Annotated in this window: 14 protein-coding genes; 3 read left to right on the plus strand and 11 right to left on the minus strand. The window is 49.8% G+C overall.

What is annotated here, in order from left to right; genetic code table 11:
* Nucleotides 1–3 precede the first annotated feature (3 nt).
* From cysT to AC1S52_RS16605, 7 genes are all read right to left on the minus strand, one after another.
* A complete protein-coding gene (cysT, locus tag AC1S52_RS16575; protein ID WP_482030141.1) occupies nucleotides 4–897 on the minus strand; it encodes a sulfate ABC transporter permease subunit CysT in 894 nt (297 codons plus the stop codon).
* Between the two features lie 11 nt (nucleotides 898–908).
* Complete coding sequence (locus AC1S52_RS16580) at nucleotides 909–1,922, minus strand: sulfate ABC transporter substrate-binding protein (protein ID WP_482030142.1); 1,014 nt, start codon at nucleotides 1,920–1,922, stop codon at nucleotides 909–911.
* 257 nt (nucleotides 1,923–2,179) lie between these two features.
* The gene (locus tag AC1S52_RS16585) at nucleotides 2,180–3,250 is read right to left on the minus strand and encodes an Mrp/NBP35 family ATP-binding protein (protein WP_482030143.1); all 1,071 of its coding nucleotides are present in this window, start codon (nucleotides 3,248–3,250) and stop codon (nucleotides 2,180–2,182) included.
* Nucleotides 3,251–3,284: 34 nt separating this feature from the next.
* Nucleotides 3,285–4,439, minus strand: coding sequence for a sulfotransferase family protein (locus AC1S52_RS16590; protein WP_482030144.1), 1,155 nt, complete (start codon nucleotides 4,437–4,439; stop codon nucleotides 3,285–3,287).
* 39 nt (nucleotides 4,440–4,478) lie between these two features.
* On the minus strand, nucleotides 4,479–5,459 hold the full coding sequence (locus tag AC1S52_RS16595) for a HEAT repeat domain-containing protein (RefSeq protein WP_482030145.1): 981 nt from the start codon (nucleotides 5,457–5,459) through the stop codon (nucleotides 4,479–4,481).
* A gap of 9 nt (nucleotides 5,460–5,468) precedes the next feature.
* Nucleotides 5,469–5,696: a 4Fe-4S dicluster domain-containing protein gene (locus AC1S52_RS16600; RefSeq protein ID WP_009630490.1), complete on the minus strand. Its 228-nt coding sequence runs from the start codon at nucleotides 5,694–5,696 to the stop codon at nucleotides 5,469–5,471.
* Between the two features lie 11 nt (nucleotides 5,697–5,707).
* Complete coding sequence (locus AC1S52_RS16605) at nucleotides 5,708–7,423, minus strand: fumarate reductase/succinate dehydrogenase flavoprotein subunit (RefSeq protein ID WP_482030146.1); 1,716 nt, start codon at nucleotides 7,421–7,423, stop codon at nucleotides 5,708–5,710.
* A gap of 299 nt (nucleotides 7,424–7,722) precedes the next feature.
* On the opposite strand from AC1S52_RS16605, the gene AC1S52_RS16610 reads away from it, so the two are divergent.
* Nucleotides 7,723–9,705, plus strand: a complete 1,983-nt coding sequence (locus tag AC1S52_RS16610) for a LysR family transcriptional regulator (protein WP_482030147.1) — start codon at nucleotides 7,723–7,725, stop codon at nucleotides 9,703–9,705.
* A gap of 12 nt (nucleotides 9,706–9,717) precedes the next feature.
* Here AC1S52_RS16610 and AC1S52_RS16615 read toward each other — a convergent pair whose 3' ends face one another.
* The 4 genes from AC1S52_RS16615 to AC1S52_RS16630 form a co-directional block, all read right to left on the minus strand.
* Nucleotides 9,718–10,542, minus strand: a complete 825-nt coding sequence (locus tag AC1S52_RS16615) for an ABC transporter ATP-binding protein (RefSeq protein WP_482030148.1) — start codon at nucleotides 10,540–10,542, stop codon at nucleotides 9,718–9,720.
* 67 nt (nucleotides 10,543–10,609) lie between these two features.
* Nucleotides 10,610–11,494 carry an ABC transporter permease gene (locus AC1S52_RS16620; RefSeq protein ID WP_482030149.1) on the minus strand — a complete coding sequence of 295 codons (885 nt, stop codon included), beginning with the start codon at nucleotides 11,492–11,494 and terminating at the stop codon, nucleotides 10,610–10,612.
* A gap of 39 nt (nucleotides 11,495–11,533) precedes the next feature.
* Entirely contained in the window at nucleotides 11,534–13,036 is a 1,503-nt protein-coding gene (locus AC1S52_RS16625; RefSeq protein ID WP_482030150.1) for an ABC transporter substrate-binding protein, read from the minus strand.
* Between the two features lie 497 nt (nucleotides 13,037–13,533).
* Nucleotides 13,534–15,249, minus strand: a complete 1,716-nt coding sequence (locus AC1S52_RS16630) for an iron uptake porin (RefSeq protein WP_482030151.1) — start codon at nucleotides 15,247–15,249, stop codon at nucleotides 13,534–13,536.
* A 432-nt stretch (nucleotides 15,250–15,681) separates the two neighbouring features.
* On the opposite strand from AC1S52_RS16630, the gene AC1S52_RS16635 reads away from it, so the two are divergent.
* Nucleotides 15,682–15,882: a hypothetical protein gene (locus tag AC1S52_RS16635; RefSeq protein ID WP_482030152.1), complete on the plus strand. Its 201-nt coding sequence runs from the start codon at nucleotides 15,682–15,684 to the stop codon at nucleotides 15,880–15,882.
* A 329-nt stretch (nucleotides 15,883–16,211) separates the two neighbouring features.
* Nucleotides 16,212–16,562, plus strand: a complete 351-nt coding sequence (locus tag AC1S52_RS16640) for a hypothetical protein (RefSeq protein WP_482030153.1) — start codon at nucleotides 16,212–16,214, stop codon at nucleotides 16,560–16,562.
* The last annotated feature ends 102 nt before the right edge of the window (nucleotides 16,563–16,664 follow it).

Below are 16,664 nucleotides of genomic sequence, written 5' to 3' on the forward strand. Positions count from 1 at the left end.
TCCCTACTCCCCATTTACCACCTCCCAACGCCGACTCCAGCGTTGAAATAAATTGGCAACCGTCAGCAACACTAGCGACAGCACCAACAGCACAATCGCAACCGCCGTAGCACCACTGTAATCATATTCTTCTAACCGCTGAAAGACATACACCGTCGATACCAACGTTTCGTAGGGAATATTGCCAGAGATCATAAAAATGATGCCAAACTCGCCAATGCCTCGCGCCAGTGCCAGCGTAAACCCAGTCAGAATTGCAGGTAATAGTTGGGGAAACACCACCCGCCAAAAAGACTGCCAGGAACTGGCTCCCAGCGTGTAAGCAACCTCTTCAACCTCTGGCTCCATTTCCACCAGCACAGGCTGTACCGTGCGTACCACAAAGGGTATCGTTGAAAAGATCTGTGCCATCAGGATGCCTGCAATGGATGTGGTGAGGGTAATCTCCTCAATCCCAAATTGCTGAAACCAATTTCCTAAAGGGGTGCCAGGGTCGAGAAATTGACCAATCACCCCACTGGGACCATAGAGCGTCATCAGAGAAATGGCTGCCACCACTCCAGGGATCGCAAACGGTAAATCGATCAATCCATCGGCAAACCGTCGTCCGGGAAAGGAATAGCGAACCAGAATCCAGGCAAGAATTAAGCCGAAAAAACTATTGATCACCGCTGCCAGCAGTGAGCTGGCAAATGTCAACCGATACGCTTCCACAGCGACAGGTGCCGTAATTAACCGCCAAAGGTCTGACACGGGACGACGGGAAGCCTGCCAGATCAATGCGGCAAAGGGCAGTAACAGAATAAAGCTGAGATAGGTCAGCACCAATCCCCAGGCAAGGGGCTGACCCAACCCAGCAGGCGAATGCAAGGATAACTTCCGCAATTCAATCGTCATGGGTTCAAGCGTTACCTGCCTGCGGCTGACTGTTGGGCAATGTCAAACAGCCCACCATCTGAAAATAGTTCCTTATTGACTAACTTCCAACCACCAAAGTCAGCAATGGTGTACTGCTTTTGCACGGGTTGATACTGTTTTTGAAACTGCTGAAGTACCTGCCGGTTACTAGGGCGATACCCCACCTGAGCAAAGAGTTCCTGTGCCTTTGGTGTAAACAAAAATTGGGTAAATGCTTCGGCAACTTTGCGCGTTCCGCGTTTATCGACGACTCGATCCACAACGGTAACTGGAAAATCTACCTGAATGTTCGGAGATGGAGCAATGTAGGGAAAATCGCGGGGAATGACTTCATTGGTGAAGATAATTTCATTCTCAAAATTGACCATCACATCACCCACCCGGTTTCGCACGAATGTCTCCGTGGCTTCCCGTCCGTTGTTCACAAAGGTTTTGCTGTTTCTCACCAAACTATTGAGATATGCCTCTGCTTGAGGTCTTCCCTGGTCTTTCAGGATCGAACCATAGCCAGCCAGAATCCCCCAGCGGGCGTTTCCAGACGTTTTCGGATTAATTGCCACAATTTGGACATCGTTGCGGGTCAAGTCTTTCCAGGTGCGGATCTGCTTGGGATTGCCGGGACGGGTGACCAGCACCATCACCGTACTTGCCGGGACGGCATTGTTGGGCAACCGCTTTTGCCAGTCGGACTTAACAAAACCGTTGTCAACCAGAAGATCGATCGCAAACTGGGTATTGATGGCAAACACATCGGCTTCCAGCCCCGCCAGAATTGAACGCGCCTGGGGAACCGTGGGTCCATAGGACTCTTTGAAGGTGACATCTTGTCCGGTTTTTTCCTTCCAGTATTTCTTAAACTCAGGCAGCAATCGGGTATAGAAGGGTTTTGCCACATTGTAGGTCACAAGCGTTAGCTCGACTGGTGGCGGCGCTTGAGCAAAGGAGGGCAGGGCAACTGCGAGTGAACTAACTAAACCAGCCAATACGTGGCGACGCTTGATCATACAAGTCTCCTTGGGTCAGCGATTGAATTGCGATCTGGGGTACGCCTTACTGTGCAGGGCGCCCGATTAAGAAGCCGAAATGCTTTTCTAGATGTTCAATAGCGCTTTGCTGATGATAGTTTTAGCCAGCGATCGCACCTGACGGCTCAAACAAGCGAAACGATCCCTTGCTCCATACAAAAGTACGGTAAATCTATCGATAAACCGATGTTAGAAGTTTAAAGAGGTGGGAGAACCCTGTCAAGCAAAATACCAGGTTATTGCAAACCACTCTGGAATGTGCGGTTGATTGCCGCTGCCAATTGTCGGAAGACTTCTGCTGCGGTTGACTCGGTTTCTGCAGACAGAATGGGGTGCCCGCTGTCGCTGGAGATCGCAATCTGGGGTTCAAGCGGAATTTGCCCCAGCAGGGGAGTGTCGAGTTCTGTTGCTAGCTGCTGCCCGCCGCCGGTGCCAAAAATGGGTGTCGGCTTGCCGCAGCAATTGCAGATCAAATAGCTCATATTCTCAATCATGCCCAGCACCGGAATGCCAACCCGACGAAACATATGGACGCTCCGCCGGACATCGGCGATCGCCACTTGTTGCGGAGTAGTGACCAGCAGCACCCCACAGATTGGACTTTCCTGGACAATCGTAATTTGGGCATCCCCCGTACCCGGAGGCAGGTCAATCAGGAGAAAATCCAGATCGCCCCAGTCCACCTGATGAATGAACTGGGTCACAATCTTATGCAGCACCGGACCCCGCCATGCCAGGGGATGATCGGGTTCAGCTAACAACCCGACTGACATGATCTTGATCCCGTGGGCTTGTAGGGGTTGAAACCGCTGTCCTTCTGGGGTTTCAATCACCTCTACGGAAGACTGACCCAAGCCCAGCATATGCGGCACATTGGGACCGTAGACATCGGCATCCAGTAGCCCCACCTTAGCGCCCTGTTGCTGTAATGCCACGGCTAAATTCACTGCCACCGTGGATTTGCCCACGCCTCCCTTACCGCTGGAAATTGCCAGTGTGATTTTAACCTGCGGAATCGTGCAGGTTTGGATATAGGTCTTTTTGCACCAGGTTATGGCTGATAATGCAGACTGGATGCGATCGCGTAATTCCTGTTGATGCACTCCAATATACAAACGCAGATAGAGATAATCATCCACAACTCGAAGATTTCGCACCATCCCCAGACTGACCACATCATTCTGGAGTATGGGTTCTTTGACCTGTTTCAGATAGGTGATCGCTTCATTTTGACGAACTGTTGTGATGGGGTCAGAAGCCTGTGGGAATGGCTGTTCTGTATGCGGAAAAGAACCTGGGAATACCATAAATGACAAATAAATGACGAATAAACCTCACTCCTTACAAAACCAGTTTGTGACTGGTATATTGGCGTTTGATGCCAAAATAGTTCTTCCATTTACGCCAGGCGCGTTGACCTGTGATTAATTCTTCGGCGTATGCATGGTGGGAAAATAGGGGTAATGGGGGAGCTTCCTGACCAATGCCTTGCCGGATTCGTTCTTGGCGCTGGCCTGCCAGCCAATCGTTGTAGCTCTCGTAAACGATATGACCATCGGGGGCATCCAGGGTGGCGGCACGGATGCGGGCATCCAGTTCTTCGTAGCGCTGTTGCTCATCAGGGGTGAGGTGCAACGGTTCAACCTCAACGTCATAGCCTGCTTGTGTCAGTTCTGCTCCAGCAATTCCGGCAAAAATGCGCTGATCTCGCAGACTCAATAACGCTTTGTAGATGCCAATGTAGCGATCGCTAATCGGATGTCCCAGGGGTTTATGATCCCGTACCTGTGCCCGTCGTTGGGCAATATCCGTTTGGTAAAACTCCAGCATCACGGGGTCGTAGGTTTCACCCAGAAAGCGACACACTTCCTGGATAATCTTCTCTGGTTGACGAACCAGGGTTTCATAGCGCACATCCAACCACTGATCACCCTGTAGCTTTTCACGCCAGGGTTTGACCGCGTCCTGGCACTGTTTCCAGATGGTTGCGGCAGCATAAACATTAGTGGGACCAAAGGCTGATTCCAAATATTCTGAACTGACATCTCTCCCATCTCGAATCAAATAGATAAATTGGGCGTTGGGAAAATCATTCAGTATGGCATCGATGAAAAACAGATTGAAGGGAGTCTTTTCGCCCCAGCGCGGCTTTCCGGTGTAGTCGGCATACCATTGCAGAATGGCGTTGTATAACCCACCAAAGCCTGGCTCCTGGACTCGGTCTAGAATCTCATCGACAATCGTTTTAGGATTGACCGGTACACCCCAGAAAGGAGTCTTGAGTCCGAAAATCATTTCTCCTGCCAGGGTTCGCAGGCGATCGCGATCGGTCAAATCGCCATAGGTAGACAAATAGGGATGAAAGCGCGGGTAAAACCAGGCAACTTCCGGTACGGCAATGCGGGGATGGCAGCCGAGAATTGTCATTAGCAGGGTCGTGCCCGATCGCTCAGCTCCAATTACAAAAATCGGCGGCTCGGATAGGTGAATTGCCATAGGGAAAGTGAGGGGTGAGGAGTGAGGGGGTGAGGGGGGTTAGGCATCCACCTGGGAGGACGGTTGCAGATTGGTTTGAATGGCATCAATTGCCCGCTGGGCATAGATGCATACATCCCGATCGGGGTCATCCAGGGCTTGCTGGAGGGCATTTAACGCCATTGGGTTGCCCAGTTTGCCGAGGGCGATCGCTGCATCCCGGCGCACATCCGAATACTCATCAGTTAGCGCCTGCACCAGGGCTGGTAGAAACTGCTCAGCGGGTGTGACCTGTAACACTTGCAGGGCAAATTTGCGTACCTGCCAGTGGTCATCCTTAAGGGCAGTGGCTAAGGCTGGGAAAGCTGCGATCGAGGCTTTGAGTGCCAGGGATTTGGCGGCATTCCGTCGCACCTGCCAGTCTGGATCATCCGTTAAGGCTCGACTTAAACGGGCAACGACTTCATCATCTGCCAGGTGCCCCAGGGTCAGGGCGGCTTCTCGACGCACCGTTTCATCCGGGTCGGCGATTAATTCCAGGGCGGGTTGACAGCGCTCTACCTGGTTGAGGTAGCGCAGGGTGGTAACGGCAGCTTCCCGCAGGGTGGTGTGTTCTGAATTAAAAAACGGAAGGACAGAGGGCAAAGACTGCACATCATGAATCTTCCGCAGCAGAATTAGAACACTTTCCTGCACAGCGATATCACCATTGTGTAAAGTATCCAGCAACTGAAGTAAATCAGCAGCAGCGATCAGTTCACCCAGGGCGGCAAGTGCTTCAGAGCGAATCTCTTCGTCGGGGGAAGCCAGGGATTTCAGCAGTGCTGGGACTGCGGCAGGATTGGCGAGTTCCCAAAGGACGGTGACTGCTAACTTTTGCACCGCCGTACTGTTATCGTTCAATGCCTGAATCAAGGGTTCTAATGCCGCTTCATCGCCCAGGTGTTGCAGCATTTTGATGGCAACCAGGCGATCGCCGACATCGGGCGATCGCAACAATTCCAGCCATTGGTTCAACTCAGAATCAACATCCAATGTCATTTCAAGTCCTCACCGCAACAAAAATGGAATTTGCACTGTAATGGCATTGGTCGGGCATTCTTTTTCACAGGGCAAACAGAACCAGCATTCGTCATATTTCATGTATGCCTTGCCCGTTTCGGGGTTCTTTGCCAGCACATCCAGGGGACAGACTTCAATACAAGCCGTGCATTTTTCTAAACATTTAGACTCATCCACAATCACCGGCACATCGACTCTTTGAGTGGTTAAAGCCATAATTTCTTCCTCTAACGAACGGCAACGTTATACACTTCCTGTTCCACATCAACGCTGACAATATACGGCTCCACCGGACGTTTAAACAACGCCATTTCGCCGGTGCTGTCTTTCTTCAGATTGACATGGCAAAACCATTCTTCATTGTTTTTTTCTGGATAGTCCAGGCGATAGTGATACAATCCCCAACGGCTTTCGCGGCGATAGAGGGAAGCCCGTGCTGCCATCTCGGCACAGTCGCGAATGAAATGGACTTCCATACAGCGCATCAATTCATGGGGATCGCGAGCACCCATCAAATCCAGGGTTTCGCGATAGTGGACAAAATGCTGCAAGCCAATCTCCATCTTGGGTTCTGACTTGGGCGGTTGGAGATAGTCATTCACCAAACGCCGCAATTTGTACTCGACTTGAGTGTGGGGAATTCCATTCGGGCGATTCAGGGGAGCGTAAACCCTGGCTTGTTCGGCTGCCAGTAAGGTTGGATCGGGTTCTACATGCTCCAGATCGCGGCTGTATTCCACTGCGTATTCGCCTGCCAGTCGTCCGAACACAAAAGCTCCAATCATGTAATTGTGCGGCACACTTGCCATGTCTCCAGCCGCATAGAGTCCGGGTACGGTGGTTTCTGCCTTCTCATTCACCCAGACACCGGATGCACTGTGTCCACTACACAGCCCAATTTCCGAAATATTCATTTCAACGCCGTGGGTGCGGTAGTTCTCGCCCCTGCCTGCATGAAACCGTCCCCGGCTCGGACGCTCATTTGCCCAGAGAATCGTTTCAATCTCAGAAATGGTGTCTTCATCGAGATGGGTCATTTTGAGTTGAACGGGTCCCTTGCCAGAGTTGAGTTCTTTCCAGACCTCCAGCATCATTTGACCACTCCAATAGTCACAGCTAATGAAGCGGTGTCCTTCAGCATTTGCCGTATACGCGCCAAAGGGCCCGGCGACATAGGCACAGGCGGGCCCGTTGTAATCCTTAATCAGGGGGTTGATTTGAAAGCATTCAATGTTTGTGAGTTCGGCTCCGGCATGGTAGGCAATGGAATAGCCATCCCCGGCATTAGTCGGGTTTTCATAGGTGCCGTAAAGGTAGCCAGAGGCGGGCAATCCCAACCGACCACAGGCACCCGTGCAGAGGATGACGGCTTTTGCCTGAATCACCACAAAATCACCACTCCGGACATCAAACCCAACGGCACCCACAGCCCGTCCCTGCTGCACCAGCACCCGAGTTGCCATCACCCGATTAGTGACTTTCACTTGATGGCGCTTCACCTGGCGGGTCAGAATGGTTTTCAGGTCTTTCCCTTCTGGCATGGGTAACACGTACTTACCGACACGATGCACCTGCTTCAGGTCATAGTTACCCTGGGTGTCCTTTTGAAACTTAACACCCCAGCTTTCCAGTTCCTGAATCACGTCAAACCCAAGTTTGCCCGTTTGGTAAACGGCTTTCTGGTTAAGAATGCCATCATTGGCGATCGTCACCTCGCGGGTGTACTGTTCTGGGGTCGAATGACCCGGAATCACAGCGGTATTGACCCCATCCATGCCCATCGCGATCGCCCCACTGCGGCGGATGTTTGCCTTTTCCAGAATCAGGACCGCTGCTTCGGGATTAGCTTGCTTTGCCTTAATTCCAGCCATCGTTCCAGCAGTGCCACCGCCAATGACCAGAATGTCTGTTTGGATCAATTGAGTAGTCACTTGAGTACTCACACAGAACTCCTGTTTGAATTGAGAAAATTTAATTGATAAAAACTTGACTGATTCACCTGGCAATGCTTATTGCTACAAGTTTAGGATTGTGCATTTTGTAGCCCCCTGCCGATCTATTTTTGCTCCGGAATACAACCCTAAGGTATCGGCAGTTACAATTCTCTAGCCAATCTGAACACCCATCCATTTTGCAATAGAAATAGCATCCTTTTTATCGCTATCTTTTATAAACTAATAAAATAAACCAATCCATTTCCTGGATCCATTTAGATAAACTGCATCACCACTGATTTTTCACAATGGAAATTTATCAGATCAAAGTTTTTTTAGAAGTTGCTCGTCATTTAAGCTTCACAGATGCCGCCGATGCTCTGAACCTGACACAGCCAGCGGTGAGCGCCAAAATTAAATCTCTGGAATCTGAACTGGGAACACCCTTGTTTTATCGAGTCGGTCGAAAGGTTGAGCTGACCGAAGTGGGTCAGTTTTTGTTAGAGCAAGGACCGGCACTGATTGAACTTGAAAATCAACTTTTACAAACGATTCAAGCGATCAAAAAGGGCAGTGTTGGCACCCTGAAGATTGGTTGCACCAGCGCGATCGCCGAGGGTTGGATTCCCGATATGCTGTTCAACTATCGGCAGCAATATCCTCAGATGCAAACTCGGTGTGTCGTGTTTGAGTCGGTTGAATTTCTGTATCGAGCCATCACCAGCAATCAGGTCGATTTGGGAATTTCAGATGTTGGTTTTGCCGGAATTTCAGAGATTTCCACCACACCCCTTCGGTCCGTCCGCTATTCGTTATTGGTGGCGGCATCGCATCGGTTAGCCGCCCAGAGTTGGCTCAGTCTCAAGGAGTTAACCAACTATCCCTGGGTGGTTTTGCCCACCGGAACACCGAGTCGGCTGGTGTTGGAGTCGCGCTTACAGGAATTGGGGCTATCGTTAAACGATTTTCCCCAACTCGAAACCGTGGACACGATCAGCTTGATGCGAACCTATGTAATGCAGGGCGGCTATCTGGGGTTTGCTTCCGAGTTTGAATTGAAGCCGGATTGTCAGGCAAAGACGGTGGTATCCGTGTCGTTGCAAGAGTTTGCCCTACCGGGAACAGTCTATTTGTTGATGCCAAAGCGGTTAGAAGCCTGCAATGGATCGGGCTTGGGCGTGGGAAAGACGCGATCGCCCAGCCTCAATCCAGTGCAACAATTGGCGACCTTTCTCCAATCCGCAACCGATGAGGTATCGGATTCCCTTTCTTCCCCACGGCTGAGATCGCCCGGTTTTTCGTTATACCGCTCCACTCCTCGCACACCGGAAACCCTGACTCTGACTATTGGTGTCCAAAATCTGACCATTCCGGCGATCTCCGCCGGGTTACTGATCGAACGCCTAGGCTTGCTGGAACACTTTCTCCCCACAGAGGGGCGTTACAGTGGCATCGAGTACCAGATCCACTGGCGCAACTTTACCACTGGCGCACCAATTGTAGAAGGATTGCGATCGGGCAATTTGAATATCGGGGTGCTGGGGGATTATCCACTGCTGTTGAGTGGGTTGCAGGCGGGGCAGCCCAGCGATCAACAAACCCGCTTAGTCAGCTTTGTGTCAACCAATCCAGATGGTTCTTGCAATGCAGTGGTGGTGCCCCATCACTCCAACCTGGAAAGCATTGAAGACCTGCGGGGACGGGTGGTTGCAGTTCCATTTCACTCGTCGGCGCACAGTATGATGCTGCGATCGCTGCAAGCCACCAACCTGCTGAGCGAAGTCGAGCTTGCTGCCCTGGACTATCCCAGTTCGGCTGAGGCGTTTAAGTTTCCTCGCCCGTTAGCCGATGGCTATGCCCATTTTGCCCCCTTTCACGAAGTTGCCTGTCGCCAGGGTAAATTTCGCTATTTGACGAGCGATCGGGTGGAAAACCTGCCCGTCTTTTATGGCGTTGTGGTGCAGGCAGACCTGGCAGATCACTATCCCGAAGTGGTAATTGCCTATTTGAAAGCGCTAACAGCGGCTCAATCCTGGTACAACCAGACACCCGCATCTCTGCCCCTGGTCAGCCGGTGGACTCAGGTAGAGACTGACATTGTGGCGCAAATTTTGCACACGACCTATCAGCACAATCAGACTGGACGCTTCTTCTTAGAAACCACAATTCGTCCAGACTGGTTAAATTTACACATCAACCAACTGAGCCAGATCCCAGGCAATGAACTGGTCAAGACACTGGATCTGAATCGCTGGGTTCAACCAGAGTTTTTGCAGCGGGTGACACCGTAGGGGAGGGGGTATTCAGTCCAACTCCATACTTTTCAGGGTTTCTTCGCGAATCAGGTCAAACACCTGACGATTGAGTTGAACAAACTCCGGGGAAATCATGATATCCACATGACGGGGACGTGTGAGATTCACATCTACAATTTCCTTAATGCGTCCTGGACGAACGCCCATGACAAAGATGCGATCGCTTAAAAAAACTGCTTCCTCAATATCGTGAGTCACAAAAATCACCGTTGATTTCAAATCACTCCAGATATCCAATAGCATTTCCTGCATCATGTGTCGGGTCTGGGCATCCAGTGCCGCAAACGGTTCATCCATCAACAACACCGATGGAGAATTCACCAGTGCCCGGATAATACTGGCTCGTTGCTGCATCCCGCCCGACAACTGGTAGGGGTAAGAATGCCGATGTTTATATAACCCAACCCGATGCAGGTAATCATTCACCCGTTCAACCCGCTCGGCTCTGGGAATGCCCCGAATTTTCAAGCCAAACTCGACATTCTGAAAAGTCGTTTTCCAAGGCAGCAGCGAGTACTGTTGAAACACAAATCCCCGGTCAGCCCCCGGTTTCTCCACAGGATGTCCATCCACCAGCACCAACCCTTTCGTGGGTTTCAGAAAACCGGCAATCAAATTCAAAATCGTAGACTTACCACAACCTGATGGACCCAACAGACAGGCAAACTCACCCGGATGAATCTTCAAGCTGGTGGATTCCAACACCTGCAATGGCCCGTGCTGATCCTTCCGTTTAAAGATGATCGATAAATCAACAATCTCTACCAGCCCTTGAACGGCAGGACTCACAGCCTTTTCCGTCAGTGTTGCCATGCTCTCTTCCTCCCTCAACCGGATTGCCACCTTCTCTCATCCATTCCCTCACTCCCCCACTCCCCCTCTACCCGCCCTGCTTCTTCATCACCCGCCAGGGCATCAGCCGTTTTGTGAGCCAGTCAACCACCAATGTGCTGAATAGACCCATCAAGCCAATCAGCAACATGCCCATCACAATCGGCGGGTAATTGGAGGTGACATAGGATTCCCAGGTGAGATAACCGACCCCAAAGCGTCCTGCCAGAATTTCAGCCGTGACCAGACAAAACCAGGAATTGCCCATGCCAATTACCAGTCCACTCGCAATACTGGGCATCGCTCCTGGCACCACAATGTCCTTAAAGATGTGCCACTGCCTGGCTCCCAAACATTGACCAACCCTGAGCAGAACAATGTCTGTATTTTCCACACCCCGAATGGTGCTGATCAAAATTGGGAAAAATGCCCCCAGAAACGTGATGTATATCATTCCTGCTTCTGAAGTGGGGAACATCAAAATCGCCAGTGGAATCCAGGCAACGGCTGGGATGGGGCGGAGCAGTTCTAGAGGGATAAAGACCAGGTCTTCGATGGGACGAAACCATCCAATTAGAATCCCCAGAGCAACGCCTAAACCAGCGGCAACACTAAACCCCAACAACACTCGATTGACACTAGCACCAATGTGTACCATTGGATTACCCGTAAAAAATTGAACGGTGGCACTCCAAACTTCAACTGGAGAAGGCAGAAACGTAAAGTTAATGAAGAAATTGAACTGAACATTACACAAAAACTGCCAGATCCCAAAGAAGAGAACAATGGAAGTGATCCGCTTTAAGGTACGACTTTTGAGCAACCCCAGACCTGCATCAGCCAGACGGGAACCGGGTGTCTGACTGGGAAATCCTCGATCTGGGACACGATATTGCACCTTCCCTTTTTGCGTTTGGGCTAATTTTGAAGACATATCGCCGTTCCAAACTGATAGTGAACAGGGAATGAAAACTCATCGTGCGATCGCGAACTCTTTGGCAGGTACTTTGTTGGCATAAAGTTGTTGCAACTCCTGAAAATTGGCAACTTTAGCGCCTTCTTTACTGGCAAATTTTTGAGCATCCTTTTCAAGCAAGAAAGCAGAAATTTGATCGCCACTTTGAACGTAGAAGGAATTTTGGGCAAACAGTTTCCAGCCATGGGTGCGATCGTGAACAAAAATCACACTGGGAGCTTTACCCTCTGCCCTAAGCTGTTGCAGCTTAGCAAACAGGTTTTTGACCGAGGCAAAACTGAGCACCTTATCCTCTCCTTCGACCCAAACTTGAGCAGCCAGGGTGGGATATTGAATCGGTTCCTGCGTCAGTGCATCCTGCCCCCGAATCACATTATCCTCCGCTAGTTTTGCCGCATCCTGTTCAGTCACCCCACTGTCCTGCAACGCTTGCTTCAGATAGCTGTCATCGATCCAACTCACTACATCATCAGGTTTGACCGTGGCTTCCAGCTTGCCAATTTGCTGTAAAGTAGTCACACTGTTTTTCAGTGCCGTGACCTGATACGGTTGAATTCGCGGGTCTAACTTCTGAATCCCAGACGGACCCAGGAACATATAGAAGATTTCTTTTTCAACCCCCGTCCACGTTTCCAGTTTGGCAGAAAGCACTTCCGGGTTATCTCTAAACCGTTGATTCGCTTCTAAAACGGCTTTTAAGTAAGCCACTACTAATTCAGGATGCTCCTTCGCAAAGTCCGATCGCACCGTTACGCCATGAAAGGTGGGTGCATTTGTGCTGGCACCATCGTAAATTTTGCGGGCAAACCCTCTGAACGGAAACAACTCACCGTAGGGTACAAAATCAGCATGGGCATCAATTTGGCGCGTCTTGAGGCTGGTTCCTCCCACTTCAGGAGACTGGCTGACCAGCGTAACATCCTTTTCGGCATCAATCCCCTCATTTTTGAGTGCCCGCAGTAACATTCCATGGGCAGAAGTCCCAAACGGAACAGAGATGGTTTTTCCTTTCAAATCAGCTAAGGTGCGGGCAGTAGAATCAATGGGTACAACAACTGCATTGCCTGCCCCATTGGGACTGTAGGCAAGATTCGTAATCAAAACGGTATTCATCCCACCGCCCTGCTTACGAAAGGTGGTCAGGTTGATGGTTGCAGGGAAGTCTGCCATGACACCAATGTCGATTTGATTTGCCAACATTTTGTTGGTAATGGGTGGTGCAGAGGTGTAGCTAGACCATTCAATGTTGTATTCAACATTTTGGTATTTCCCCGTTTTGGGTAAGTGCTTTTCTAACAGTTTTTCTTCTCGAATAATCGGACCCCCTGTTGCGGTGTTAATGGTTTGATCCTGAGTGCCGATCGCAATTCGGATCACCTTTTTATCCCCTGAACCTGCCGTTGGGTTGGCAGTGGTATTCGAGCAAGCACCGATAAACGCGACAGAAATAATCAGTAGAGAAAATCCCACAACTTTTGCAGGCATCCGTCGGATTTGCATAGCTACGTTTCTCCAATAAGGTTGTCCTAAATCTCCGGTTTGTCGGTCGGAATACAGACTATTTTTGAAAGAATGCCATAAGCCCCAACCAGAAACAAGACAGAAACCCCGGTTTATCGATAGGTGTTTTGTATTTATTGATAAATCTCTTCTATTAACCTGGTGCAGGCTAATCCCCAGATCTCCGGCATCTGTGAGATTTACTTTGGCTAATTACAAGCAGATCAACAAGATGCCGGGATCTTGCTAGCGAGTTTCATATCATGTCCGAAAGATTTGAACTCGGAATAGAAAAAGCTACCTGCGGATCGATTGGAAGGGCGATCTCAGATAGCTCGAACTCAGGGTGAGGAAAAATAAACCAGCAAACAGAAAAACGAACAGACTTGAAGCGATTACAAAGCTAACTCAACAGAAGCCGATCAAAAGTGATCCGATCAAATGAAACTTCTGAAGTCCACCGTTCTCAAAGCTATGCGCTCCCTAGAATAGACTCCCTAGAATAGAAAAGTTGTCCGAATGGTACCCACAAACTGTGTGTCATTGCGGCTATTGTTCTCAGGATTAAACAGCACAATTAGCCCAGGCGTGATGTAAATCGTGTCGGTGATGCGATAGCGGTATAACCCTTCGACATGGAATGTTGTACTTTCCCGATCCCTGCGAAGTGCAATATCGTTGTCAGTTACTTTGGGTGGCACACCTACAATGATGCCGCCCAAGTTGCCCTTCTTACCCAGGTCAGGGAAGGCTAGAAAGGCGGCTCCGTTCAAAATAGTGGCATTGTTGTTTGCCCCTACCTCTTGTTGGGCAAAGGTTGCGCCAAACCAACCCCCAATCAGAAAGGTCGGACTCACCCTAAACTGTAACTGAGCCGAAACCCCATTGGAGGAAGTAGCAACCCCTGTTCCGAAGGGGGCGATCGCATAGCCACTGCCCGTAGTACCTGTCAGGTTGACACTGCCACCAGGGAAGTAGGAGCGGGTATAGGATAGACCCACTCCAAAGGTAGGACCGTTGTAGACGAGTTGGGCGATCGCCCCATAGTTACCGTTAAATAGTCCATTTTTTTGGCTGGGATCGTTACTCTGGTTATCGGCGGTGTACCCTGCCTGGAATGAGAACTCTTTACTGAAATTGTAAGCCAGCGTAAAGCCCGCAGAACCAACTGAACCGGGATTTCCAGTCCTGAAAATGGGGTTAAACCGCCCAAACCGAGAGAGTGCACCATTTCCCCCACTTTCAAATGGGCTTAAGGTTGTAATTAGACCATCCCCTGTAAATTCGTTGTTAATTGCATCCACCTGGATTTGAAAATTAGGTCCAAGGGGAAAACGATAATTCACCTTGTCCACGAATACGGCATTCCCAGTCCCCGTGATGCCATCAAAGCCCAAACGAGTTTGCTGAGTTCCGGTAAAATTACCGCTAAATGGGGTGATGTTTCCAGCCGTGAGGCGAGTCCGCAGGCGATCCTTGCCACTAAAACTGGTGTTCAGGTTGAGCCGAACCCGGTCAGCCAGAATCGGTTCTGTTTGATCATCCCTTAACCGACCTTCATTGCCTGCATTAATTCCACCCAGGAATAAATTGCTGCCCGTGCGCGTGGCGCGATCGCCAAAGGTATCTGCCACAACGAAAATAACCTCACCACTCAGCTTGGTGGTGGTCGAAAATTGCTGCCTTTCCAGGGTTGCAGTCCGCACTTCCAACGCATCTACCCGACCGCGCAACACTGCCAGTTCAGCGGCAAACTCTTCCTGAAGTTTTTGCAACGCTGCCAGATCTTCCCGTCTGACCAGATCGGCGGTTGCCGCCGTAATCAACTCATTAATCCGATCCAGACAGGCATTTACACCAGCCGCAAATTCATAACGGCTGAGTGCCTGGTTGCCACGGTAGGTGAGATCGGGATAACCCACAATACAGCCATACCGCTCAACCAGGGACTGCAACGCCTGAAACGCCCAATCCGTGGGTCTAACATCGGTTAATTGGGAGACAGAAGTGACTTGCCCTACCAGAACATTATTCTCGGTGTTGTCAGCGCTATAGCTGGATACCTGATTAAGCACAGCTCCAGCATCAGTCGCCGACTTAGAGGAGTTGACCGTTGCTGGTGGCTCTGCTGCATTTCCGGCAGTGGCAACCAGCGCGCCCGTCCCAGCCAAAAGGGACAATACCCAAGTCGGACTCCATTTCGTTTTCACCATCTCAAACCCCTCACATCTGAATAACTGCCAACAAACCCTATCCAGCCATCCACTTTCTCTTGGCAACTGGACTATCTACGGCAATTTAATCTACGGTAATTCAGTAGATATACCGTACTTAAGGTGAATATTATCGTTACATAGACACTTTGAAAAAACAAGATCAGCCGATACTTTTTTTTGTGATTGGCTCAAAATTATGGGTTCAAAGGCGATGGAGGGGCGATCGCTTGTGATGCCCAAGTACAAAGTGATTAAAGATTCCCGTAAGGGAAATCGGCTAGAATCAAGGGTCTAAACTACGATAAATTGAGCGATTTACCGTAGTTTTTGCAAGATTAAGATTCAAGTCAGGCATAGTTGTTGGAATGGACCGCTATTTTTACCAGTCAGGTAACTCAGAATGAAAATGTTGCAGTCGGAGGAATAGAGTTGCACGATTCAAAAACGATTCAAGCGGGAGATCGAGTAGAGATTTTGCAGCCGCCCTACGTGACCGGGAAAAAGGGCATCGTGTGCGGCAGGGAAGAGTTGCCCAATGCTGCATCGGGCGATCGCTGGCTGGTACAGGTGGTTCCCGATCAGTTTGTCGTGTCTCTGACGCTTGATGAATTTTGCTCTCTGGAACGTTAATCTCCTGAACAGATTGTCAGAGTTAGACCTCCGAGGTTTTTGAAAACCTCGGAGGTCTGAGGTGGTCTGAAATTTGAATTGGCTAAAGTCGAGTTGGAAACCTCAAAGGTCTAGGGTTTTGCCAAACCTTTATCAAAGATCATGTACGCCAAAAAAAGTGAGTCAACAAGCAAATTTTGTATCCGTTGTTGCTTGCCTCACTGGAACAACCATGACATAGTCTTAGTATAAGTACGGCAAGTCGATTGGTCTACCGTAGTTTAAGGCAATAGAAGTAGTGATGTTTTTCCGCTGTGGCAACCAGTTACCTCTCAGGGAGGGGTGTGAGCATGGACAATCCGACGGATGAACAAGAGTTAATGATAGATCTGATCCTCACCCGTGACTTGGTTGAGGCAGTGGCAAAGCCCGGTTGCGATGGATTGGATTCATGTAATGTTAGTCTGTTGAAGCTTTCATCTAGAAATGCATTACTCATCACTTGCTATAGTGACGACTTCATTCCAGCGAAACTGTATACGCAAGTGATGGAAATTGCCAGATTTGTCCATCAGCATCACGGTAGAACTCACATTTGTTTGCGTCACCACCAGAAGGGGATGATCCTGCGTTGGGATAGTGAAAGTTTACTGCGATCCAATAAACCAGGTAGTATCCACCCCTCTGAGTGGTTGCTTTAGAATTGTTGCGGTCAGTCGGTCACTCCTCTAGCACAGCAGTAGTAGATGGGGTTTACTCTCTCCCCATCTGCTGCTTTTTTCTAAAAAAGGTCTTTTATTCAT

This window comes from Kovacikia sp. CALU 1929, from assembly GCF_056784235.1.